The organism is Vogesella urethralis (genome assembly GCF_007644045.2).
Lineage (GTDB): Bacteria > Pseudomonadota > Gammaproteobacteria > Burkholderiales > Chromobacteriaceae > Vogesella > Vogesella urethralis.
The window spans coordinates 48726-69921 of the sequence record NZ_VMDW02000071.1 but is presented as its reverse complement, the minus strand read 5'-3'; the positions used below and the strand labels follow the sequence as shown (position 1 = coordinate 69921).

The 21196-nt window shown below is 64.1% G+C and carries 21 protein-coding genes; 13 read left to right on the top strand and 8 right to left on the bottom strand.

Annotated elements, in window-relative coordinates:
• The first annotated feature begins 68 nt into the window (after positions 1–68).
• Positions 69–1325 carry a D-amino acid dehydrogenase gene (locus FLQ03_RS07040; protein WP_144373249.1) on the top strand — a complete coding sequence of 419 codons (1257 nt, stop codon included), beginning with the start codon at positions 69–71 and terminating at the stop codon, positions 1323–1325.
• Between the two features lie 73 nt (positions 1326–1398).
• On the top strand, positions 1399–1785 hold the full coding sequence (locus tag FLQ03_RS07035; protein WP_144373248.1) for a group II truncated hemoglobin: 387 nt from the start codon (positions 1399–1401) through the stop codon (positions 1783–1785).
• Between the two features lie 81 nt (positions 1786–1866).
• On the opposite strand, the gene folB is transcribed toward FLQ03_RS07035, so the two are convergent.
• Entirely contained in the window at positions 1867–2226 is a 360-nt protein-coding gene (folB, locus tag FLQ03_RS07030) for a dihydroneopterin aldolase (RefSeq protein ID WP_144373247.1), read from the bottom strand.
• Between the two features lie 68 nt (positions 2227–2294).
• Here folB and plsY point away from each other — a divergent pair, with 68 nt between their 5' ends.
• Together plsY and def are read left to right on the top strand one after the other, a co-directional pair.
• Positions 2295–2927, top strand: a complete 633-nt coding sequence (plsY, locus tag FLQ03_RS07025) for a glycerol-3-phosphate 1-O-acyltransferase PlsY (protein WP_144373246.1) — start codon at positions 2295–2297, stop codon at positions 2925–2927.
• Between the two features lie 3 nt (positions 2928–2930).
• Complete coding sequence (def, locus tag FLQ03_RS07020) at positions 2931–3437, top strand: peptide deformylase (protein ID WP_144373245.1); 507 nt, start codon at positions 2931–2933, stop codon at positions 3435–3437.
• Between the two features lie 65 nt (positions 3438–3502).
• Here the strand turns inward: def and FLQ03_RS07015 are convergent, their stop codons facing one another.
• Positions 3503–4462: a histone deacetylase family protein gene (locus tag FLQ03_RS07015; protein WP_144373244.1), complete on the bottom strand. Its 960-nt coding sequence runs from the start codon at positions 4460–4462 to the stop codon at positions 3503–3505.
• Between the two features lie 77 nt (positions 4463–4539).
• Here FLQ03_RS07015 and FLQ03_RS07010 point away from each other — a divergent pair, with 77 nt between their 5' ends.
• Genes FLQ03_RS07010 through FLQ03_RS07000 form a run of 3 tightly spaced genes read left to right on the top strand, consistent with a single transcriptional unit; the run spans position 4540 to position 8336 of the window.
• Positions 4540–5448, top strand: a complete 909-nt coding sequence (locus tag FLQ03_RS07010) for an AAA family ATPase (protein WP_144373243.1) — start codon at positions 4540–4542, stop codon at positions 5446–5448.
• Positions 5432–6385 carry a DUF58 domain-containing protein gene (locus FLQ03_RS07005; protein WP_144373242.1) on the top strand — a complete coding sequence of 318 codons (954 nt, stop codon included), beginning with the start codon at positions 5432–5434 and terminating at the stop codon, positions 6383–6385. The genes FLQ03_RS07010 and FLQ03_RS07005 overlap by 17 nt, the downstream gene beginning before the upstream one ends.
• Positions 6375–8336 (top strand): transglutaminase TgpA family protein, encoded by a 1962-nt coding sequence (locus FLQ03_RS07000; RefSeq protein WP_144373241.1) that lies wholly within the window; start codon positions 6375–6377, stop codon positions 8334–8336. Before FLQ03_RS07005 ends, FLQ03_RS07000 begins: the two co-directional genes overlap by 11 nt.
• A 97-nt stretch (positions 8337–8433) precedes the next feature.
• Here FLQ03_RS07000 and rpoS read toward each other — a convergent pair whose 3' ends face one another.
• From rpoS to nadA, 5 genes are all read right to left on the bottom strand, one after another.
• A complete protein-coding gene (rpoS, locus tag FLQ03_RS06995; RefSeq protein ID WP_144373240.1) occupies positions 8434–9381 on the bottom strand; it encodes an RNA polymerase sigma factor RpoS in 948 nt (315 codons plus the stop codon).
• A 43-nt stretch (positions 9382–9424) separates the two neighbouring features.
• Positions 9425–10531, bottom strand: a complete 1107-nt coding sequence (locus FLQ03_RS06990; protein ID WP_240802216.1) for a peptidoglycan DD-metalloendopeptidase family protein — start codon at positions 10529–10531, stop codon at positions 9425–9427.
• A gap of 94 nt (positions 10532–10625) precedes the next feature.
• On the bottom strand, positions 10626–11294 hold the full coding sequence (locus tag FLQ03_RS06985) for a protein-L-isoaspartate(D-aspartate) O-methyltransferase (RefSeq protein ID WP_144373238.1): 669 nt from the start codon (positions 11292–11294) through the stop codon (positions 10626–10628).
• Positions 11279–12019, bottom strand: coding sequence for a 5'/3'-nucleotidase SurE (surE, locus tag FLQ03_RS06980; protein WP_144373237.1), 741 nt, complete (start codon positions 12017–12019; stop codon positions 11279–11281). The genes FLQ03_RS06985 and surE overlap by 16 nt, the downstream gene beginning before the upstream one ends.
• Positions 12020–12136: 117 nt before the next feature.
• Positions 12137–13051, bottom strand: coding sequence for a quinolinate synthase NadA (nadA, locus tag FLQ03_RS06975; RefSeq protein WP_144373236.1), 915 nt, complete (start codon positions 13049–13051; stop codon positions 12137–12139).
• Positions 13052–13315: 264 nt separating this feature from the next.
• Here nadA and FLQ03_RS06970 point away from each other — a divergent pair, with 264 nt between their 5' ends.
• From FLQ03_RS06970 to xerD, 6 genes are all read left to right on the top strand, one after another.
• Positions 13316–16018: a bifunctional acetate--CoA ligase family protein/GNAT family N-acetyltransferase gene (locus FLQ03_RS06970; protein WP_144373235.1), complete on the top strand. Its 2703-nt coding sequence runs from the start codon at positions 13316–13318 to the stop codon at positions 16016–16018.
• A 75-nt stretch (positions 16019–16093) separates the two neighbouring features.
• Entirely contained in the window at positions 16094–16339 is a 246-nt protein-coding gene (gene rpsP / locus FLQ03_RS06965) for a 30S ribosomal protein S16 (RefSeq protein WP_144373234.1), read from the top strand.
• A gap of 34 nt (positions 16340–16373) precedes the next feature.
• The gene (gene rimM / locus FLQ03_RS06960; protein WP_144373233.1) at positions 16374–16880 is read left to right on the top strand and encodes a ribosome maturation factor RimM; all 507 of its coding nucleotides are present in this window, start codon (positions 16374–16376) and stop codon (positions 16878–16880) included.
• Positions 16880–17650 (top strand): tRNA (guanosine(37)-N1)-methyltransferase TrmD, encoded by a 771-nt coding sequence (trmD, locus tag FLQ03_RS06955; RefSeq protein ID WP_144373232.1) that lies wholly within the window; start codon positions 16880–16882, stop codon positions 17648–17650. Before rimM ends, trmD begins: the two co-directional genes overlap by 1 nt.
• A 1-nt stretch (position 17651) precedes the next feature.
• Positions 17652–18011 carry a 50S ribosomal protein L19 gene (rplS, locus tag FLQ03_RS06950; RefSeq protein ID WP_144373231.1) on the top strand — a complete coding sequence of 120 codons (360 nt, stop codon included), beginning with the start codon at positions 17652–17654 and terminating at the stop codon, positions 18009–18011.
• Between the two features lie 84 nt (positions 18012–18095).
• Positions 18096–18989 (top strand): site-specific tyrosine recombinase XerD, encoded by an 894-nt coding sequence (gene xerD / locus FLQ03_RS06945; protein WP_144373230.1) that lies wholly within the window; start codon positions 18096–18098, stop codon positions 18987–18989.
• A gap of 73 nt (positions 18990–19062) precedes the next feature.
• On the opposite strand, the gene FLQ03_RS06940 is transcribed toward xerD, so the two are convergent.
• Entirely contained in the window at positions 19063–21144 is a 2082-nt protein-coding gene (locus FLQ03_RS06940; RefSeq protein ID WP_144373229.1) for an autotransporter domain-containing protein, read from the bottom strand.
• Between the last annotated feature and the right edge of the window lie 52 nt (positions 21145–21196).

Genomic DNA, 21196 nt, shown 5'->3' with positions numbered 1-21196 from the left:
GGGGCCCTTTTTCTTGTCCGCGCCAGCGCTGGCCTGTGGCGGCGGCATGGATGCACGAAAGGTAAGCGATGAAGGTTGCGGTACTGGGTGCCGGCATTATCGGTATTTCCACCGCCTGGTTCCTGCGCCAGGCCGGGCACGAGGTGGTGGTGGTGGACCGCGCCAGCGGGCCGGCACGCGAAACCAGCTTTGCCAACGGCGGCCAGATTTCGGTCAGCCAGTCCGAGCCGTGGGCGCACCCGTCCACACCGTGGCGCGTGCTGCGCTGGATGCTGCGCGAGGACGCGCCGTTGTGGTTCCGCCCGCACCTGGACCCGGCGCAGTGGCGCTGGGCGCTGCGCTTTCTGGCCGAGTGCCTGCCCGGTCGCCACGCGGCCAACCTGCGCCACATGGTGGCGCTGGGGCGTTACAGCCAGCAAACCTTCGCCATGCTGCGCCAGCAGTTGCCGCTGCAGTATGCGCACCGCCAGCAAGGCATTCTGGCGCTATTGTTCCAGCGCCAGGACGTAGAGCACGCGCTGACCGCCTGCAAGCTGCTGGCGGAGGAGGGCGTTACCCGGCGGCTGGTGTCGCCGGACGACGCGGTGGCGCGCGAGCCGGCGTTGGCGGCGATCGCCCCGCAGTTGCTGGCCGCCACCTGGTGCGAAAGCGACGAATCGGGCGACGTGCACCAGTTTACCTGCCAGCTGGCGGCTGCCTGCGCCGACGCCGGCGTCGAATTTGCCTGGCAGACGCGCATCAATGCCTTGCTGCCGCAAGGGCCGCAGCTGGCCGGGGTGTCCATTACCGGGCCGGATGGCCGTTTCGACACGCTGCAGGCCGACGCCTACGTGCTGGCGCTGGGCAGCCATACCCCGCTGTTGCTGGCGCCGCTGGGCCAGCGCATTGCGGTGTACCCGGCCAAGGGCTACTCCGCCACCTTGCCGGTGCGCGACGCCGCCGCCGCGCCGCAGGTGAGCATTACCGACGAGTCGCACAAGCTGGTGTTTTCGCGGCTGGGCGACACGCTGCGGGTGGCCGGCACCGCCGAGCTGTCGGGTTACAGCAGCCACCTGAACCCGGTGCGCTGCGCCGCGCTGGTGCGCCGTACGCAGCAGCTGTTTCCCGACGCCTGCGATTGGGACGCCGCCCGTTTCTGGACCGGCCTACGCCCGGCCTCGCCCGGCAATGTGCCGCTGATCGGCCGCTTTGCCTACCGCAACCTGTGGCTCAATACCGGCCACGGCACGCTGGGCTGGACCGAAGGCCCCGGCTCCGGCCGTGCGCTGGCCGAGCTGATTTGCGGTCGCCCGGCACCGCTGGCCTTCCCGTTTCTGGGCGTGTGATTTGTTGACCTGACCACGCGGCAGCACCGGGGGCGCGTGCTACCATGTGCGCCTTGTTTGGCAGGAAACCATCATGCAGGAAATGACCCCATACGAGCTGCTGGGCGGCGCTGGCGTGGTGCGCTGGCTGACCGACCGCTTCTACGACATCATGGACAGCGACCCGTCGGTCAAGGCGCTGCGCGACATGCACCCGGCCGACCTGGCCGGCTCGCGCGAAAAGCTGTACATGTTTCTGTCCGGCTGGCTGGGCGGCCCGCCGCTGTTCATGGACAAGTTCGGCCACCCGCGCCTGCGCATGCGCCACATGCCGTTCGCGGTGGACAGCGTGGCGCGCGACCAGTGGATGCAGTGCATGACGCAAGCGGTGAACGAGCTGGTGTGCGAAGACTGGCTGAAGGCCAAACTGATCGAGGCGTTCTACAACACCGCCGATTTCATGCGTAACCGCGAGGATTAACCCTCGCCCGGCCGGCAGCAAAAAGCCCTGCGGCCAACCTGTAACAGGGTTGGCCGCAGGGCTTTGTCTTTGGCGTGGCGCTCAGTGCGGGCGGTGGCCGCGCTCGATCATCACGCCCACGTGTTTGACGTCCGGCAGGATGTTCAGCTTGGTGACGGCGACGCGCACCCACGGGGCGCCGAATTCGTCGCGCACGATGCTGGCGATGTGCTCGGCCAGCGCTTCGATCAGCAGGAAGTGCTGCTCGGCCAGCGAGGCGCGCACGCGCTCCACCACTTCGCCGTAATGGATGGTGTCGCCGATATTGTCGCTGTGGCAGGGCACTTCGCTGGGAATGCCGTACTCGATATCCAGCAACACCGTCTGGGCGGCGGTACGCTCCCAGTCGTAAACGCCGATGACCGTGTCGGCGCGCACTTCGCGCAAAAAGATAATGTCCATCGTTGCGGGCTTTGGGTTTAGTGCCCGATACCGTAAAATGCCAAGCCTTGCATTCTAGTGGATAAGCCATGACCACAACAGCGTTTGCCTTCATTTTGGGCGCCTATCTGATCGGCTCCCTGTCTTTCGCGGTGATCGTTACCCGGCTGATGGGCATGGCCGACCCGCGTACCTACGGTTCCAAAAACCCTGGTGCCACCAATGTGCTGCGTTCCGGCAAGAAGCTGGCGGCGGCGCTTACCCTGCTGGGCGACGGCGTCAAAGGCTGGATCGCCGTGGTACTGGTAAACCATTTCGGCCCGGCCTACGGCCTGGGCGAGCAGGCGGTGGCGATGTCCGGCCTGGCGGTGCTGGCCGGCCACATGTGGCCGGTGTTCTTCGGCTTCAAGGGCGGCAAGGGCGTGGCCACTGCGGTGGGCGTGCTGGCCGCGTTCAACGGCTGGCTGGCGCTGGCGGCGCTGGCCACCTGGCTGTTCATGGCCTTTGTGGTCAAGATCTCGTCGCTGTCGGCCATCGTGGCCTGTGTGCTGACCCCGGTTTATGCGTTCTTTATTGTCGGACCGCAAAGTGTGTACTGGGGCACCAGCATTATCATCGCGATTCTGGTGGTACACCGCCACAAATCGAACCTGATAAACCTGTTGACCGGCCAGGAAGACAAGATTGGCCAAGCCGCGCCGGGAGACAAAAACCAGCCCTGAGCCATGACCATCCGCCCGATACTGCCCCTGAGTGACCCCAGCCTGCGCCGCCAGGCCCAACCGGTAAACGATGTCAGTCAGGTGCAGCCTCTGGTGGATGACCTGCTCGATACGCTGTACGCCACCCGCAACGCGGTGGGCATGGCGGCCAACCAGATTGGCGAAACATTCGCCGTGGCCGTCGTCGATGTCAGCGACCAGCGCAATGCGCCGCTGGTGCTGATCAACCCGCGCATCGTGGCGCAGCGCGGCCGGGTGCGCGGCAAGGAAAGCTGCCTGAGCTTGCCGGGTTACCGCGCCAGCATCGCCCGCGCTGAAGTGATCGAACTGGCTGCACTCGACCGTTGCGGCCAACCTTTTACCCTCACCGCTTACGATTTCCAGGCCGCCGCCATCCAGCACGAGCTGGACCACCTGGCCGGCCGCGTGTTTGTCGACCACCTGCCGCGCTGGCGTCAGCGCTGGGTGTACTGGCGCCACCCGCAATGGTTGCCGCAGCTGGCGTCATGACACCCTGAAACGAAAGCCCCGCTGTCGCGATAGCGGGGCTTTTGCATGCCGGGCCGGCTGCCGGGCTAGCCGTCGGACAGTACCTTCACGTGGGCGGTGACGCTGCGCGCCAGCGACGACAGGTCGTAGCCGCCCTCCAGTACCGACACGATGCGGCCCTCGCAGTGTTCGGCCGCCACCATCATCAGTTGCCGCGTTACCCATTCGTAATCGGCTTCTACCAGGCCTAGCGAGCCCATGTCGTCCTCGCGGTGGGCATCGAAACCGGCCGAGATGAAAATCATCTGTGGCTGGAACTCGCGCAGCTGCGGCAGCCACAAATACTCCACGGCCTCGCGGAACTCGCGGCTGCCACTGCCGGCCTTCATCGGCACGTGGTGCATGTTCGGCCCCATCGGGTTGTCGCCGCTGTAGGGGTAGAACGGGTGCTGGAAGATGGACACCATCAGTACGCGCGGGTCGTCGTGGAAGATTTCTTCGGTGCCGTTGCCGTGGTGCACGTCGAAGTCGATCACGGCCACGCGTTCCAGCCGGTGCTGCGACAGCGCGTGGGCAATGCCGACGGCGATGTTGTTGAAGAAGCAGAAGCCCATCGCCTTGTCGCTTTCGGCGTGGTGGCCGGGCGGGCGGATGGCGCAGAAGGCATTGGGCGCCTCGCGGCCCATCACCATGTCGACGGCCTTGACCACGGCGCCGGCGGCGCGCTGGGCGGCGGGCAGGGTGCCTGGGTTCATCGCGGTGTCGGGGTCGACGCGGAAGGTGCCCACCGACGGCGCGCACGCTTCGATGTACTCCACGTAATGGGGCGGGTGCACACGGGCCAGCTGCTGTTCGCTGACCTTGGGGGCTTCCACTTCCTGCAGGCTGTCGAAAATCTGCCCGGCCATCAGCTGGTCGCGGATGGCGATCAGCCGCTCGGGGCACTCGGGATGGCCCACCCCCATATTGTGTTGCAGGCAGTCTCCGTGTGTGATGTAGGCGGTGAGTCCCCCGCCGGTAATATGGGATTTCAACCAGTTAAGCACGAGCGTTTCCTTGTTGCTTTGCCGAGGCAAAAGGGATATATGATTTTTTAATAAATAGTGCGCGTAAGCAGGCCCGAATGCAATCCATCACCTTTGCGTATCGTCAACTTAATGCCTTGATTTTGGGGAAACCGCAGCAAACGCGGCTGGCTGTGGCCTGCCTGCTGGCGGGCGGCCACTTGTTGATCGAGGACGTGCCCGGCGTGGGCAAAACCACCTTGGCGCATAGCCTGGCCGCCGTGCTGGGCCTGGGCTACCGGCGGGTGCAGTTCACCAGCGACCTGCTGCCCGGCGACGTGCTGGGCGGCAGCGTGTTCCTGCCGGCGGAGGGCCGCTTCGAGTTCCGGCCCGGCCCGGTGTTCTCGCAGCTGTTGCTGGCGGATGAAATCAACCGCGCCTCGCCCAAGGTACAGTCCGCGCTGCTGGAGGCCATGGAAGAGCGCCAGGTGTCGGCCGACGGCCATACCCACCCGCTGCCATCGCCATTCTTCGTCATCGCCACGCAAAACCCGGATGGTCAGCGCGGCACTTTCCCGTTGCCGGAATCACAGCTGGACCGCTTCCTGATGCGCATCTCGCTGGGTTACCCGCCGGCCGATGCCGAGCTGAAGCTGCTGCAGGGCGGCGACCGGCGTCAGGCCACCCAGCAGCTGAAAGCCGCGCTGAGCGTGGCCGAGCTGCAGGCCTTGCAGCAAAAAGCGGCCAGCCTGCACGTGTCCCCGGCGCTGGCCGGCTACGTGCTGGCCCTGTTGCAAGCCACCCGCGAGCAGGAACACTTCGTGCACGGCCTGAGCCCGCGCGCCGGCCTGGCACTGTTGGCCGCCGCGCGCGCCTGGGCCTTGCTGGACGAGCGCGACCACGTGTTGCCGGAAGACATCAAGGCGGTGTTCGTGGCGGTGGCCGCGCACCGGCTGGTGCCGCGGCTGCCGGGCGCCGACAGCGCGGCGCTGCTGCAGCGGATGCTGGCCCATGTTCCGCTGGCGTGAGGCGCTGCAGCGCTGGGTATTGCGCCACACGCCGCGCGAAGCCAGCGTCACGCTGGGCCAGCGTCGCATCTACCTGCTGCCTACGCCGCTGGGGGCGATGATGCTGCTGGTGGCGCTGGCGGTGTGGGTGGGCGCGCTCAACTACGCCGTCAGCCTGGCTTACGGGCTGGCGTTCTGGATTGCAGCGTTGATGCTGGTGTCGGTGCTGCTGGCTTACCGCCAGCTGGCCGGCCTGCAACTGCACGCCCTGCCGGCGGCCAACGTGTTTGCCGGCGGCGAGGCGCTGTTCCGCTTGCGCCTGCAGTGGGACGACGGCCAGCCGCGCCACGTGTGCCTGGGCTGGTACGGCCAGCCCGCCACCTTGCAGCGCTGCCGTCAGCCGGCGGTGCTGGATTTGCCACTGCCGGCGCCGCATCGCGGCCAACTGGCGATGCCGGTGCTGCGCGTGTGGTCGGAAGCGCCGCTGGGCCTGGTGCGCGCCTTTACCCAGGTGCGGCTGGATAGCCGGCTGTGGGTGTATCCGCGGCCGCTGGCCGAGGCACGCTTGCCGGCCGCCGCCAGCGACGAGGGCGAGGCCGACGTGGCGCTGGCGCTGCCCGGTGGCGACGACTTTGCCGGCCTGGCAGCCTGGCAGTCGGGCCAGAGCGTGCGCAGCATTGCCTGGCGCGTGTACGCCCGCCGTGGCGTGCTGGCCGCGCGCGAATTTGCCACGCCACAGGCACCCGGCGGCCAGCTGTGCCTGAACTGGGATGACTACCCGGCCACCATGCCGCCGGAACAGCGTTTGTCGCATCTGTGCTGGCAGCTGTTACAGGCGCAGGCAGCGGCGCAGGGGCTGTTGCTGTGCCTGCCGCAGCAGGCGCTGCAGCTGGGGCCGGGGCAGAGTGATGAAGGCCTGATCGCGTTGGCCAGCTTTGGAGTGCGCGATGCTGGCTGACCCGCGCCGTCTGGCCTGCTTTGCCGCCTTGCTGGCGCTGGCGCTGGTGGCCATGCCGCTGTTGCTGCAACTGCCGGCGTGGATACCGATGCTCTACATGCTGCTGCTGGCGTGGCGCGGCTGGCTGGTGTGGCACGGGCGGGCGTTGCCGCACCGTGTGTGGCTGATGCTGGCGCTGTTGTTGCCGATTGCCGCGCTGTGGTTCGAGCTGCGCACGCTGGTTGGCCGCGAAGGGGGCGTGGCGTTCCTGTTGCTGCTGGTGGGCGGCAAGGCGCTGGAAACCGCCACCCTGCGCGACTGGCGCGTACTGCTGGCGCTGGGCTTTTTTCTGGCGGCCACCCCGTTGCTGTTCGACCAGAGCCCGCTGTCGGCGCTATGGCTGGTGCTGTCGCTGTTTGCGCTGACCTGGGCCATGGTGCTGCTGGCCGGCGAAGAAGCACGGCTTAGCCCGCGCATCACCGCCCGCGCCTTGTTGCTGTCCTTCCCCTTGATGGTGGTGTTGTTTGTGGTGATGCCGCGGCTGCCCGGCCCGCTGTGGAGCATGCCCAGCCAGCAGCAGGGCGCCACTACCGGCCTGGCCGACAGCATGAGCCCGGGCGCCATCGGCAAGATGATCCTGTCGCGCGAGCCGGTGTTTACTGCCGAGTTTGCCGGCACCCAGCCGCGCCCCAGCCAGCTGTACTGGCGGGTGATGGTGTTTGACCAGTTTGACGGCAGCAGCTGGCGTGCGGCCAACCTGGCGCGCGAACGCGGTGTTGCGGTAGCGTCCGATGCGCCGCGCCTGCGCTACGAAGTGGTGGCCGAGCCGTATCAGGGCTATCTGCCGCTGCTCGAGCAGGGCGTAGCCAGTGGCGACGGGGTGACGCTGGTATACCAGCAACGGCTACGGCGGCTGGATGCGGCCAACCAGGCACGCTTCCGTTACCGAGTAGAAAGTATCGCCAGCCCGCGTTTTGCCGATGCGCTGACCGACAGCGAGCAAGGCTTTTACCTGAGCCTGCCTGCCGGCAACCTGCGGACGGTGGCGGCAGCGCAGGCGCTGGCCGGGCGCCACCCGCAGCCGGCCGCCCGTTTGCAGGCGCTGCAACTGTGGCTGGCGGAGCAGGGCCTGCGTTATACGCTGAACCCGCCGCAATTGCAGGGCGACGTGGTGGATGGCTTCCTGTTCGGTAGCCGGCAGGGTTTCTGCGAGCACTTTGCCTCGGCCTTTACCGTGCTGGCGCGCGCCGCCGGTTTGCCGGCCAGGGTGGTGGTGGGCTTTCAGGGCGGCGAATTCAATGGCCAGGGCCGCTTCTGGCAGATACGGTCGTCGGACGCGCACGCCTGGAGCGAGGTGTGGGTAGACGGCAGCTGGCAGCGGGTGGACGCCACCAGTCTGGTGGCGCCGCAGCGTATCGAGGCCGGCATCGCCAATACCCTGGGCGAAGCAGCGCCGCGCATGCCGCTGGTGGGCGGCAAACCGCCGGGTTGGGCGCAGTGGGTGGGCCAGCAGTGGCAGCTGGCCAATTTCAGCTGGCAGCGCTGGGTGGTGGGGTACGATGCCGCCAGCCAGCAAGGCTTGTTCCAGAAGCTGGGCTTGGGCGAGGTGTCGGCCGCCAGCATCGTCAAGGCGCTGCTGGGCGGCATGCTGCTGGCAGGCGGGCCGTTACTGTGGTGGCTGTTGCGCCGTCGCCAGGCGCCGCAAACCTTGCCGCAGCAGGTGCACGCGCTGTTGCTGCGCCGCTTGCAGGCTGCCGGCATCGCGGCGCAGGCTGCCGATACCGCCAGCGAGCTGCAGGCGCGGGCGGCAGCGTTGACGGCGGCGGAGCGCGATCAGCTGGCTGGCTTGCTGCAACGCTGGCAACGGCTGCAGTACGCACCGCCGGCGGCCGACGACAACGCCTGGCGCACGCTATTGCGCGAAGTGAAGGCGTTCCGCCCGGCCAGGGTTGGCCGCAAAACCGGCCGCTAGGCCCTACCCGTACCGGCGATCGCTTGGGCAGGCTCCGGCCAGCAGGCAAAAGAAAACCGGCAGCCGTGGCTGCCGGTTTTTTTGGGGTGGTGCAATGTCAGATCAGGTAGTCCTTGGTGACACCTTTGCGACGCAGGATACGGCGCAGGTGCTCCAGGCCTTCGATCTGGATCTGGCGGACGCGCTCGCGGGTCAGGCTGAGGGCGGAAGCCAGTTCTTCCAGCGTGCAGACTTCGTGGCCGTTCAGGCCGTAGCGGCGCTCGATCACCATGCGCTGCTTGTCGGTGAGCTGGCCCAGCCAGTCGTGCACGAAGTGCTCGATCTGCGCGTTGTGCAGCTGGATGTCCGGCTCTTCGTGCTGCTCGTCGGGGATGGACTCGCCGATCGACAGCATCGGGTCGATATCCAGCGGCGCGTCCAGCGACGCCATGCGTTCGTTCAGGTTGAGCACTTTGCGCACTTCGTCTACCGGCTTGCCGGTGAGGTGGGCAATGTCTTCCAGCGTCGGCTCGCGCCCCATCTGGCTTTCCAGGTGGCGGGCAGCGCGCAGGTAGACGTTCAGCTCCTTGATGACATGCACCGGCAGGCGGATGGTACGCGACTGGTTCATGATGGCGCGCTCGATGCTCTGCCGGATCCACCAGGTAGCGTAGGTGGAGAAGCGGAAGCCGCGTTCCGGGTCGAACTTTTCAAGCGCGTGCATCAGGCCGATATTGCCTTCCTCGATCAGGTCCAGCAGCGCCAAGCCACGGTTGATGTAGTGCTTGGCAATGTTCACCACCAGACGCAGGTTGTGCTCGATCATTTTCTGGCGCGCGCTGAAGTCGCCCTGCACTACGCGGCGCGCCAGTTCGATTTCCTGCGCCGGCGTCAGCAGCGCATTGCTGCCGATATCGTTCAGGTAAATCTGGGTGACATCGGCGATGTCTTCAAAGCCCTTGCTGGCCGCGGCTTCTTCGGCTTCTTCAGCCTCGGCACGCGGCTCGTCTTCGTTTTCCAGCTCGTCTTCCAGCACTTCTTCCAGCAGATCAAGATCGTCGCTCATGATGTTTCCCCCGCTTGTGCGCTCCTGATCAGGATTGAGCCTGTCAGGGTCTGGTTTCCAGATACTTGCTCGGGTCTACAGGCTTGCCGAGTTGGCGGATTTCAAAGTGCAGTTTTACCTGGTCCGCGTCGGTATTACCCATTTCGGCAATTTTCTGCCCTTTCTTGACGGCTTGGCCTTCCTTGACGAGTAACTGGTTGTTGTGGGCATAGGCCGACAGGTAGGTTTTGTCGTGTCGCAGGATGATCAGCTTGCCGTAACCGCGCAAACCACTACCGCTGTACACCACCTTGCCGTCAGCTGCCGCCAGCACGGGTTGCCCCGCCTTGCCGGCAATGTCGATGCCCTTGTTCTGATCCGAGAAACCCCGGATCACGTTACCCTGGGTAGGCCAGGCCCATACCACGCCGGTAGTTGCCGCCGGTTTCGGGCTGCTCGCCTCGGTTGCCGGAGCAGCCGGTGCGACAGGTGTGTCGGCTTCTACTTTGGCCACCGGTTTTTCCGGTGTGTTTTTGGCGGGCGGTACGGTCGAGGCAGGTTTGCCATTTCCCTCACTCTGGGCCGGAAGGCTCTTGATGGCCTCTTCCGAGTACGGCAGCTTCAAGGCTTTCGGATAGCGCTTGCTGGCTGCCTGAGCGTCGGTGCCGGATACCGGTGCCTTCGCTTCAACCGGCATCTGGCCTGCTGCCGGTTTGGTGTCTGCCGGTTTGGCCGCGGTAGCGGTACCGGCTGTCGGGGCGGTTACGGGTGCACCAGTCTGCGGTGCATCCGGCGGGGTTAGCCGTAAAACCTGGCCAACCTTGATGGTGTAACCGTCCAAATGGTTCCATTCCGCCAGGTCCTGGTAACGCAGGCCGTTGTTGACGGCGACGCGGTACAGGGTTTCACCGGCTTGAACGGTGTGGGTTGTGTTGCCCGTTACCACTTTCGGCTGCGGGGTGCTGCCCAGTGCAATGGCTTGTGTGCTGGCCTTTCCGCCTGTCGCTGCCGGTGCGGCGGGTGCCGGCTTGGCCGCTACCTCGCTGCGCACTTTCTGCGTGGTGGGGGAGCCCCGTACGATGTCTGCGGGGGTGTCCTGGTTCAGTTGCGCACAACCTGCCAGCAAGGACAGTGCGACGCTGCTACCGATTACGGCCAGTTTTTTTAACAAGATGTTCTGCATTGGATGTCGATTTTATATGTCAGCTATCTGCCTGCTGTAAATTGTCAGACAAGAATCAAGAGGGTGGGGTGTTGCTTTTTTGTTATTGCTTGCCCGGCAGCAGGGGCACGAAGCGGGCTGGCTCCAGCTGCGTCTGGCGCAGCCCGTCGGCTGTTTTCTCGTACAGCCACAGGTGCTGCTCCTTGTCTCCCACCGGCAGCACCAGCCTGCCGTTGTCGGCCAGTTGTGCCAGCAAGGCGGGCGGTACCTGACGCGCGGCGGCAGTGATGATGATGCCGTCGAAGGGGGCGACATCCGGCAGGCCGAGATGGCCGTCGCCGTGCACCAGACGGGCATGCACCAGCTTGGCTTGCCGCAGGTTCTGTCTGGCTTTGTCCAGAATGCCGGCCAGACGTTCAATCGAGAACACCTCGGCGCCGGTTTTCAGCAGCACGGCGGTCTGGTAGCCGCAGCCGGTGCCGATCTCGAGGATGCGGCCAGGCTTGTCGCGCCCTTCCAGCAGTTTTTCGGTCATGCGTGCCACGGTGAGTGGCTGCGAAATGGTTTGCCCCTGGCCGATGGGTAGCGACACGTCGTCGTAGGCTCGGGTGGCCAGCGCCTGGTCGATGAACAAGTGGCGCGGCACTTCGTACATGGCGGCCAGCACCCGCTCTTCACGAATGCCGTTCTGCCGCAGGCGCTCGATCATGCGCATGCGCGTGCGGTCGGAGAACATGCCGAAATTGTTGCCTGCGACTAGGGATTGAGCCATGTCTGTATTACATCCAGTTGATCGCGTGCGGTCAGGTCTATCATCAGCGGCGTGATAGACACACGCTGCTGGCGGATGGCGTGAAAATCGGTGCCGTTACCGGCGTCTTGCTCGGGGCCGACCGGGCCGACCCAGTACACGGTATCACCGCGCGGGTTGTTGGCGCGAATCACCGGTTCGGCGTGGTGGCGGCGGCCCAGACGGGTCACTTCGGTGCCGGCCAGTTGTTCGGCCGGGATGTCGGGCACGTTGACGTTCAGCAGCATGGGCCGGCTGAACGGCTGGGCCTGGAAGCGCCGTACCAGGTTGGCCGCTACCTGGCCTGCGGTATCGAAATGGCGGTTTTTGCCGGCCAGCGACACGGCAATGGCCGGAATGCCCAGCAGGAAGGCTTCGGTCGCCGCGGCGACGGTGCCGGAATACAGCGTGTCGTCGCCCATATTCGGGCCGTGGTTGATGCCGGACACCACGATGTCGGGGCGGAAATCCAGAAAGCCGGTGACGGCAACGTGCACGCAGTCGGTGGGCGTGCCATTGACGTAGTAAAAGCCGCTGGCGGCCTGCTTTACCGACAAGGGGCGGTCCAGCGTCAGAGAATTGCTGGCGCCGCTGCGGTCGCGTTCCGGTGCGACCACCACGACGTCGCCCAAGGCAGACAAGTGGGCAGCCAGGGTGGCAAGGCCGGGAGCGAAATAACCGTCGTCGTTGCTAAGCAGGATTTTCATGGCAAGGTTCCATCAAGACCGGATGATTGTAGCCGTGTATCGGGCGGGCGAAAACCGCCGTGCCGGTTGCATAAAGAAAAACAGCCCGCTGGGGGCGGGCTGTGTGGCGCGGGCCGGTTACTTGTAGTAACGCTGGCTGAAGTCCAGCATGCGTTCGATAGGCAAGCGCGCGGCGTCCATCTCGGCCTCGGTCAGGTAATCGATGCGGGTGCCTTCGCCTTGCTGCGCCCGTTTTACCGCCTCGATGGTGTTCATCTTCATGTACGGACAGGAGTTGCACTGGCAGCCGGCGTAGATCGGCGCCTGGCGGATGTCCAGGTCCGGGCGCGCCAGGCGCATGTTGTACAGGATGCCGTCTTCGGTGGCCACGAAGATCACGTTGGCCGCATCGCCGCTGTAGGCTTTTACCCAGTTCAGCATGCCGGAGGTGGAGCCGACGTACTCGGCACGCTTCAGTACCGGCAGCGGGCTTTCCGGGTGGGCGATCAGGTGGGCGTTGGGGCTGGCGGTCAGCGCTTCGTCCAGGGCCGCCTCGTTGAACTTGTCGTGTACCTCGCACACGGCCGACCATAATGGCATATCGTAGCCGTATTGATAATTGAGGTAGGCGCCCATATTGCGGTCGGGCGAGAAGATCACCTGCTTACCCTGTTCGTACAGGTGGGCGATGATGTCGTCCACGTTGCGGCTGGTGACGATCCAGTCCGACAGCGCCTTGTGCGCGGCGGACGAGTTGATGTACGACACGTGCACGTGGTCGGGGTGGCTTTCGCGCCACTGTTGCAGGGCAGCCACGTCGGTCTGGGTGACCAGCGAGCAGGTGGAGCCGGCGTCCGGCAGGATCACCTCTGCTTGCGGGTTCAGGATCTTGGCGGTTTCTGCCATGAAACGGACACCGGCAAACACGATGATGTCAGCCTTGGACTCGCGGGCAAACAGCGACAGCTCCAGGCTATCGCCGACCTTGTCGGCCATTTGCTGGATTTCCGGCTGGGTGTAGTAGTGGGCGAGGGTTACAACGCGTTTGCTCATGATGTCGGTACTCCCTGGCGGGACGGGCCTTTTCCTGATGTGGGTCATCGTTTGATGCGGCACAACATGGGCGCGCCGCGAAACCGCGAAGATTAGCAATATTGTGCACACTGCGCTACTGCATTGATACGTCTGATGACCGTGTCAAAAGCCCTGGCGGCGTGGCCAGAACAACAGGATAAAAGCGGCGCAAGGTTGGCCGCAGGCCGTTGTCGATAGACGGCGGCTACGGCAACATGCCTTTACTACTTGGACGGACAAACCATGAAACCGCATTACCTCACACCGCTGTTTTCGCCGCGCAACGTTGCCGTGGTGGGTGCCAGTGACACCCCGGGCTCGGTGGGGCAGGCGATTTTTGCCAACCTGCTGGCCGGCAATTTCCAGGGCAAGCTGTATCCGGTCAACCTGCACCACCGTGTGGTGGGCGGCATTCCGGCTTACACCTCGGTCCGGCTGATCGAAGGCCCGGTGGATATGGTAGTGGTCACCACCGCCTTGCGCAGCCTGCCCGCCATCGTGAAAGACTGCGGCAAGAAAGGGGTAAAAGGCATTCTGCTGGCCAAGGACTTCGGCGACAGCGAAGCGCAGGAGCGCGAGGCGCTGAACGAGGCAGTATCGATTGCCAAGCACTACGGCATCCGCATTCTCGGCCCCAACGTGCTGGGCCTGATGCGGCCGGTGGCCGGCTTCAACGCCAGTAACTACACCAGTAAAGTGAAAGCCGGCAACCTGGCGCTGGTGTCGCAATCGTCGGCGCTGTGTACCGCCATGCTGGACTGGGCCGACAGCAAGGGCATCGGCTTTTCCAGCGTGGTGTCGGTGGGCGAGGCGCTGGACGTGGAGTTCGGCGAGATTCTGGATTACCTGGTAGCCGACAACTTCACCCAGGGCATCCTGCTGCACGTGCACCACGTGCACGATGCCCGCCGCTTCATGAGCGCGCTGCGTGCTGCGGCACGTACCAAACCGGTGGTAGTGGTGAAATCCGGCCGCTACGAAGACGACGTGACCGGCCTGATGCATTCGTCCAACCTGGTGGAAAGCGGCGATGTGTTCGATGCCGCGCTGTCGCGTGCCGGTGTGCTGCGCGTGGCCACCATCGCCCAGCTGTTTACCGCCGCCAAGGTGCTGGCGGCCAACTACCGCGTTACCGGCAAGCGCCTTGCGATCGTGACCAACGGTATCGGCCCCGGCGTGCTGGCCGCCGACAGCGCCTATATGTACGGCGTGGAGCTGGCCAAACTGGCGCCGGCCACGCTGGAGCTGCTGAACGAGTCGCTGCCGGCCAACTGGTCGCGTGGCAACCCGGTGGACATCATCGGCGACGCCAGCCCGGTGCGCTTCCGTACCGCCGTCAAAGCCTGTCTGGATGACCCGAATGTGGACGGCGTGCTGGTGATCTTTACCCCGCAGGCGGGTACCGACCACCTCACTACCGCCCAGCTGATGGTGGGGCTGCAGCGCGAAAGCAGCAAGCCGATGTTCCTGTCGTGGCTGGGTGACGCCAAGGTGTCGGAAAGCCGGGAGCTGTTCTCCAAGGCCAAGTGCGCGCATTTCCGTGCGCCGGAATTCGCCATCGAGGTATTCCGCAACCTGGCGTCCTACCATCATAACCAGCAGATGCTGCTGCAAACGCCCGCCCCGCTGGAGGGCGAGCAGGTGGTGCCGGACGTGCTGACGGCCCGCGCGGTGATCGCCACCGCCTTGCTGGAAGGGCGTAGCGTGCTGTCCGAGCGCGAAAGCAAGGACGTGCTGGCGGCGTTCAATATTCCGGTTAACCGCACCGCGCTGGCGCGCGACGTGGACGAGGCAGTAAGGTTGGCCGCCGACATCGGCTACCCGGTAGTGCTGAAGATCGACTCGCCGGACATCATTTACAAGTCCGACGTGGGCGGCGTGGAACTGAACATTGGCAGCGAGCAGTCGCTGCGCGATGCCTACGCCAGCATCATGGCGCGGACGCTGGAGGCGCAGCCGACGGCGCGCATCGATGGCGTGTCGGTACAGGCCATGCGCAAGCGGCGCCATGCGCGCGAGCTGATGGTGGGGGTGACGGCTGATGCTTCGTTCGGGCCGGTGATCACCTTCGGTGCCGGCGGCATCGCCGTGGAAATCATGCAGGACCGGGCGCTGAGCCTGCCGCCGGTCAACCACTACCTGGTGGACCGCATGATCGACAAGACGCGCATCGGCAAGATTCTGGGGCCGTTCAAGAACATGCCCGGGGTGGATCTCGACACCTTGAAGAGCGTGCTGCTGCACGTGTCCGAGCTGGTGTGCGAGCTGCCGGAAGTGCGCGAGATGGACATCAACCCGCTGGTGGCGGACGAGTCGGGCGTGATTGCGCTGGACGCGCGCATCATCGTGCAAGCGCCCAAGCGCGGCAAACCGTATGGTCACATGGCCATCATGCCGTACCCGATGCACATGGTGCACTGTTCGATGCTGAAGGACGGCACGCCGGTGAACATCCGTCCGGTGCGGCCGGAAGACGCAGACATGACGCAGGCCTTTGTGCGCAACCTGTCGGAAGAAAGCCGCTACAACCGCTATATGTCCAGCATCAAGCAGCTGTCGCAAACCATGCTGGTGCGCTTTACCCAGCTCGATTACGACCGCGAGATGGCGCTGGCGATGACGCGCGAAACCGACGCTGGCGAAGAGCAGCTGGCGGTGGCGCGCTACGTAACCGACCCCGACAACGAGAGTTGCGAATTTGCGCTGGAGGTGGCCGACCACTGGCAGGGCAAGGGTATCGGCGTCATCCTGATGAACGCCTTGTTCGACGCCGCGCGCGAACAGGGCCTGAAAGTGATGGTGGGCGAGGTGCTGGCAGGCAACAAGGGCATGCTTAAACTCATGTCCCGATTGGGCTTTAGCGTACAGGTTCACCCCGAGGACCGGGCGCTGACCATCGTCACCAAAGACCTGCTGCAACAGCCCGATGTGCAAACACCCCAATAAGCACTTGCAGCGTAAGGGAAAAATGCCCTAGAATCGGGGGCTTTTCTACGATTCCGTATATAAGGACAATCGACAATGGTAGTAATTCGTCTCGCACGTGGCGGCTCCAAGAACCGTCCGTTCTACAACATCGTTGTTACTGACTCCCGCAACCGTCGCGATGGCCGCTTCATCGAGCGTCTGGGTTTCTACAACGCCGTAGCCAACGACAAGCAAGAGCGTGTTCGTCTGGCCATGGACCGCGTAAACTACTGGATCGGCGTTGGCGCCCAGGTGACCGACTCCGTAGCCAAACTGCTGAAAGAGCAGAAAGCTGCCTGATCTTTGATCAGACTACAGTACGGAAGCAAGGCGCATGCGTGACGCTGATCTTGTAGTAATGGGGTTTGTCCGCGGCGCCTTTGGTGTTCGTGGCTGGGTGAAAGTCCAGGCGGATACCCAATACGCCGATAGCCTGTTCGACTACCCGACGTGGTGGCTGGGCAGAAACGGCGACTGGAAGCCCTATACCTTTGCGGATGGCTCTGCCCAGCCCAAAGGTTTGGTCGTCAAGTTCGAAGGAATCGACGACCGCGAAATTGCTGCGGCGATGCGTGGCATGCAGATTGCCATTCCGCGCGACCAGCTGCCGGCAGCAGCAGATGATGAGTATTACTGGATTGATCTGATCGGCCTTGACGTGGTGAACAAGGAAGACATCGTGCTGGGCAAGGTAAGCCAGCTGATGGAAACCGGTGCCAACGACGTCCTGGTTGTCCGTGGTGAAACGGATGAGCGGCTGATACCTTTTGTGTCCGATTACATTGTCGATGTGGATCTGGCCGCAAAACGGATTACCGTGGACTGGGGCCTCGATTATTAATGCAGCTTGATGCCATTTCGCTGTTTCCCGAAATGTTCGATGCCGTGACCCGCTTCGGCGTTAGCCGGCGGGCCATCGAGCAATCGATCTGGCAGTTTGCCGCGTGGAATCCGCGCGACTTTACCAGCGACAATTACCGCACCATCGACGATCGCCCCTACGGTGGCGGCCCCGGCATGGTGATGTTGATCGAACCGCTGGAAAAAGCCATTGCGGCGGCGCGCGCGCGCCAGGCTGCGGCAGGGGTGGCACAGTCTCATGTGATCTACCTGTCGCCGCAAGGTCGTGCGCTGACACACGCCAAGGCTGCCGAGCTGGCAGCCCGTCCCGGCCTCATCCTGTTGTGCGGCCGGTACGAAGGGGTGGACGAGCGCCTGATCGCCAGCGAAGTCGACGAAGAAATATCGGTGGGTGATTACGTGTTGTCCGGCGGCGAACTGCCCGCCATGGTGCTGATGGACGCCGTTGTGCGTCTGTTGCCCGGCGCGCTGAACGACGCCCAGTCCGCGTACGAAGATTCCTTCGTCAACGGGCTGCTGGACTGCCCGCATTACACCCGCCCGGAAGAATATCGTGGCATGCGGGTGCCGGATGTGTTGATGTCCGGTAACCACGCCATGATTGCCAAGTGGCGCCTTAAGCAGTCGCTGGGCCGTACGCAAGAGCGTCGTCCCGAGCTGCTGGCAGGGCGCACATTAACGAAACAGGAATCTCGGCTGCTGGCAGAGTACCAGCAGGAACAAGATATCCTCAAAAACAAGGAGCAGTAACATGGATCTGATCCAACAACTGGAACAGGAAGAAATCGCCCGTCTGGGTAAAACCATTCCCGAATTCGCACCGGGCGACACCGTTGTCGTTCAGGTTAAGGTAAAGGAAGGTAACCGCGAGCGTCTGCAGGCTTACGAAGGCGTTGTTATCGCCATCCGTAACCGCGGTCTGAACAGCTCCTTCATCGTACGTAAACTGTCTTCCGGTGAAGGCGTTGAGCGTACCTTCCAGACCTACTCCCCGCTGCTGGCTTCCATCGAAGTTAAGCGTCGCGGTGACGTACGTCGCGCCAAGCTGTACTACCTGCGTGGTCGTACCGGCAAGTCCGCACGTATCAAGGAAAAACTGGTTCGCAAGTAATCCCTTCGGGAGCAACTTGTCGTACCCTGAAAGCGTCAGCTGCGGCTGGCGCTTTTTTTATGGTTTCAAGGTTGGCCGCATTCCATGCAACAAGCAGCAAAATCGCTTTATCTGGACGCTTTTCTCGATACCCTGTGGCTGGCCGACAACCTGTCGGCCAACACTCTGGCCGCGTATCGCCGTGACCTGCTGCGGCTGGAAGCGGCGCTGGCGCCGTACGGCCATACGCTGGATAGCGCCGACACGCCTGCGCTGGAGCAGGTGATGCTGGGCCTGATCGACACCGACAAGCCGGCCACCCGTGCCCGCCGGCTGTCTGCCGCGCGGCGCTATTACCACTACCTGTGCCAGCAGAAGCTGCGCGACGACGATCCTTCAGCGCGCTTGCAGGCGCCGCGTCTGGGCCTGCGCCTGCCGGGGGCGCTATCCGAAAATCACGTGGATGCGTTGCTGGCGGCGCCGGATACCGACACGCCGCTGGGCTTGCGCGATCGGGCCATGATCGAAACCCTGTACGCCACCGGCCTGCGTGTCAGCGAGCTGGTTGGCCTGACCCTGGGCCAGTTGTATCTGGGCGAAGGCTATGTGCGCATCATCGGCAAGGGCAACAAGGAGCGGCTGGTGCCACTGGGCGAAGTGGCCGAACACTGGCTGCGCCGCTATCTGGCGGAAAGCCGGCCACTGATCATGGGCGCAGCGCGCAGCGAGGACCTGTTTGTCAGCAACCGCAAGCAGGCGATGACACGACAAATGGCCTGGCACCTGATTACCCGCTATGGCAAACAGACCGGCATTCCGCCGCTTAGCCCGCACACGCTGCGCCACGCCTTTGCCACCCACTTGGTCAACCATGGTGCTGACTTGCGCGTGGTGCAGCTGCTGCTGGGGCACGCCAGCCTGTCTACCACGCAGATTTACACCCACGTGGCGCGCGAGCGCCTGAAAGCCCTGCACGCTGCCCACCATCCGCGTGGCTAGGCGTGGCCTTCACAGTTGGCCGCAGCATAAAAAAAGCCCGCCGAGGAAGCGGGCTGTCAGAGGGAGCCTGTGCTTAAAACGTGCTCGCCAGACCCAGGTTGTAGCGCGTGCCATTACCGCCTTGGCGGCCACTGGTGCCGGTAACCTGGACAAACGCATTCAGCCCCTTGCCCAGTGTGGCAGTGGCGCCCGCCTGCCATTCGGTCCAGTGGCTGTCGGGTTTGCTGCCGGTTACGCTGAATTCGCCAACCGTGCCGTATACCCCGCTGCGCAGTACGCGGGCATCGTCTTTCTGCTCCTGTTTCATGCTGATACTGAGGTAAGGGCTGACCGTACCCAGTGTCGCCTGCGCTTCCCAGCCGGCGTGCACCACGGTGGAATCGAGCTTCTGGGTGCCGAAATGCATGCTGGTACTTTGCTTGTTACTTTCGGTGAAGGAACTGATCTCGCCATTCTGGATGTTGACGCCCAGCATCGGGCCGGTACGCAACTGCCCTAGTTGCAGACGGTAGCCGGCGTTCAGGCGCGCCGCGTGGTGAACCGCACGGGCGTTGCCGCTTTCCACCCGCTTGACGCTGCCCAGGTCCACATTGCGGCTGGTATCGATCCTGGCGGTACCCAGCGTAGCATCGCCATCCAGCCAGAAGCTGCCTAGCCGGTAGTTGCCGCTGAACGTCATCAGCTGATGGCGACTGTCGTAGCTGCCGGCGCTGCCGACACCGGTATCAAGCTTGCCCTGGGTGAAGGCCAGCCCAAGGCTTAGGCTTGGGGTCGCCTGGTAGTCGATGCCCACGGTCAGCAGATCGCCCTTGCTGCTTTCACCATTGCGGCCAACGTCTTGCTTGCCACCGCCAAGGCTGCTGTATGCACCGACGCTGCCTTCTGCGCGAGCTTCATGATCCAGCGCGCGGGCACGCGCATCAAGCGTACTGCCGACGCGTGCTTGTGCAGCGGCCGGCACCTGGCGTAGCGCCTCGGCAAAATAGGGTGCTTGCAGCAGGCTGGCAAAATAGTTGCCCAGCAAGGCGTGGGTGGTCGGGGTAGGATGGCGGTCGTCGGCAAACAGGTAACTCAGCGTACCGCTGACGTTGGCGCTGGTGCAGACCAGCGACGACGTGGTGCCGCACGCCGGGCCGGTAACGTTATCGATACCGTAGGCGGCCGGGTTGGCCAGTACTTCGGCAAACAGCAGGTTGACGTTGGCGCGCACTACGTTGGCACCGGTAGCGGCAATGGCGCCGTCTGCCGTGGTGTTATACAGCGTGGACAGGTTGTTCAGCCCGGTTTTGCTGGTGTTGTAACCGTTGGTGACTTGAGTGAGCGTGGTATCGAATAGCGTACCACTGGTGGCGCCGCCGCTGAGCGCTGTTGCAAGCGCGGCCAGAGCCTTGTTCACCAGCGCATCCTGCGACGCACTGGTGGGCGTGGCTTCACTGCGCAACACGCCAGCAACGATGCCTTTCAGCGTATTGCGGGTGGTTTCATTAGTGGTGGCGTTGTCGATAACGGCATACAGCGCAGCCGGTGTGTTGCCGAATGCCGGCAGGTTGGGTGCAATGATCAGCGTGGCGCCGGCGTTCTTCAGCGTGGCAATCTGGGTGGCCAGGCTACCAGCTGCGGCGGAGGCGACGTTGGATGCGTTGCTGCTACCTGCTCCTGCGGCAGTGGGAATGTCGTTGCCGCCGCTCCAGACAAAGTACAGTGCATTGGGATCTGCTTTACCGCCGCGACTGCTGAGGTAGTCTTGCACTTGCTGTGGCAGGTCGCGTATATCCAGCCCGCCCGGGCCGGCACCCTGGGTGCTGCTACTATTGGGCAGGGTGGCGCCGGTCGCATACGTGACCGATTGTGCGCCACCCTGCGCAAAGTTGTTGCCCGCCGTGCCCAGCGAGCTGGCGGCATTGCTGGCTGTGACGGTCAGGCCCAGTTTGCCGGCCAGTACGTTGGCGTGGTTGGCTGCGTTATTGGTGGTCCAGCGTGCGTCGGCAGGCAGGGCGATAAAACCGCCGGAACCATTCGGGACTAATTGCCCACCAAAAGCACCAGTGTCGGTGAGGCTGTCGCCGAAGAAGTAGATATTGCTGAAGCTGCCGGCGGCGTGGGCCGTCGGGGCGAGCAGGGCGGCCGTAACGGCCAGGCGCAAGATGTGGCGCATGGTTAAGTCTCCTCGTGTTGTGTGCGGTTGGCCGCTTGTTGTTTTTAGAGCA

Excerpts from the sequence above, each read along its gene's own strand:
- trmD (WP_144373232.1), top strand. The coding sequence starts at position 16,880 with ATGCAGCTTGATGCCATTTCGCTGTTTCCCGAAATGTTCGATGCCGTG.
- rplS (WP_144373231.1), top strand. The coding sequence starts at position 17,652 with ATGGATCTGATCCAACAACTGGAACAGGAAGAAATCGCCCGTCTGGGT.
- FLQ03_RS06985 (WP_144373238.1), bottom strand. The coding sequence starts at position 11,294 with ATGGCTCAATCCCTAGTCGCAGGCAACAATTTCGGCATGTTCTCCGAC.
- FLQ03_RS06970 (WP_144373235.1), top strand. The coding sequence starts at position 13,316 with ATGAAACCGCATTACCTCACACCGCTGTTTTCGCCGCGCAACGTTGCC.
- FLQ03_RS07035 (WP_144373248.1), top strand. The coding sequence starts at position 1,399 with ATGCAGGAAATGACCCCATACGAGCTGCTGGGCGGCGCTGGCGTGGTG.
- FLQ03_RS07010 (WP_144373243.1), top strand. The coding sequence starts at position 4,540 with ATGCAATCCATCACCTTTGCGTATCGTCAACTTAATGCCTTGATTTTG.
- folB (WP_144373247.1), bottom strand. The coding sequence starts at position 2,226 with ATGGACATTATCTTTTTGCGCGAAGTGCGCGCCGACACGGTCATCGGC.
- plsY (WP_144373246.1), top strand. The coding sequence starts at position 2,295 with ATGACCACAACAGCGTTTGCCTTCATTTTGGGCGCCTATCTGATCGGC.
- rimM (WP_144373233.1), top strand. The coding sequence starts at position 16,374 with ATGCGTGACGCTGATCTTGTAGTAATGGGGTTTGTCCGCGGCGCCTTT.
- xerD (WP_144373230.1), top strand. The coding sequence starts at position 18,096 with ATGCAACAAGCAGCAAAATCGCTTTATCTGGACGCTTTTCTCGATACC.
- rpsP (WP_144373234.1), top strand. The coding sequence starts at position 16,094 with ATGGTAGTAATTCGTCTCGCACGTGGCGGCTCCAAGAACCGTCCGTTC.
- nadA (WP_144373236.1), bottom strand. The coding sequence starts at position 13,051 with ATGAGCAAACGCGTTGTAACCCTCGCCCACTACTACACCCAGCCGGAA.
- def (WP_144373245.1), top strand. The coding sequence starts at position 2,931 with ATGACCATCCGCCCGATACTGCCCCTGAGTGACCCCAGCCTGCGCCGC.
- FLQ03_RS07040 (WP_144373249.1), top strand. The coding sequence starts at position 69 with ATGAAGGTTGCGGTACTGGGTGCCGGCATTATCGGTATTTCCACCGCC.
- surE (WP_144373237.1), bottom strand. The coding sequence starts at position 12,019 with ATGAAAATCCTGCTTAGCAACGACGACGGTTATTTCGCTCCCGGCCTT.
- FLQ03_RS07000 (WP_144373241.1), top strand. The coding sequence starts at position 6,375 with ATGCTGGCTGACCCGCGCCGTCTGGCCTGCTTTGCCGCCTTGCTGGCG.
- FLQ03_RS06940 (WP_144373229.1), bottom strand. The coding sequence starts at position 21,144 with ATGCGCCACATCTTGCGCCTGGCCGTTACGGCCGCCCTGCTCGCCCCG.
- FLQ03_RS07005 (WP_144373242.1), top strand. The coding sequence starts at position 5,432 with ATGTTCCGCTGGCGTGAGGCGCTGCAGCGCTGGGTATTGCGCCACACG.
- rpoS (WP_144373240.1), bottom strand. The coding sequence starts at position 9,381 with ATGAGCGACGATCTTGATCTGCTGGAAGAAGTGCTGGAAGACGAGCTG.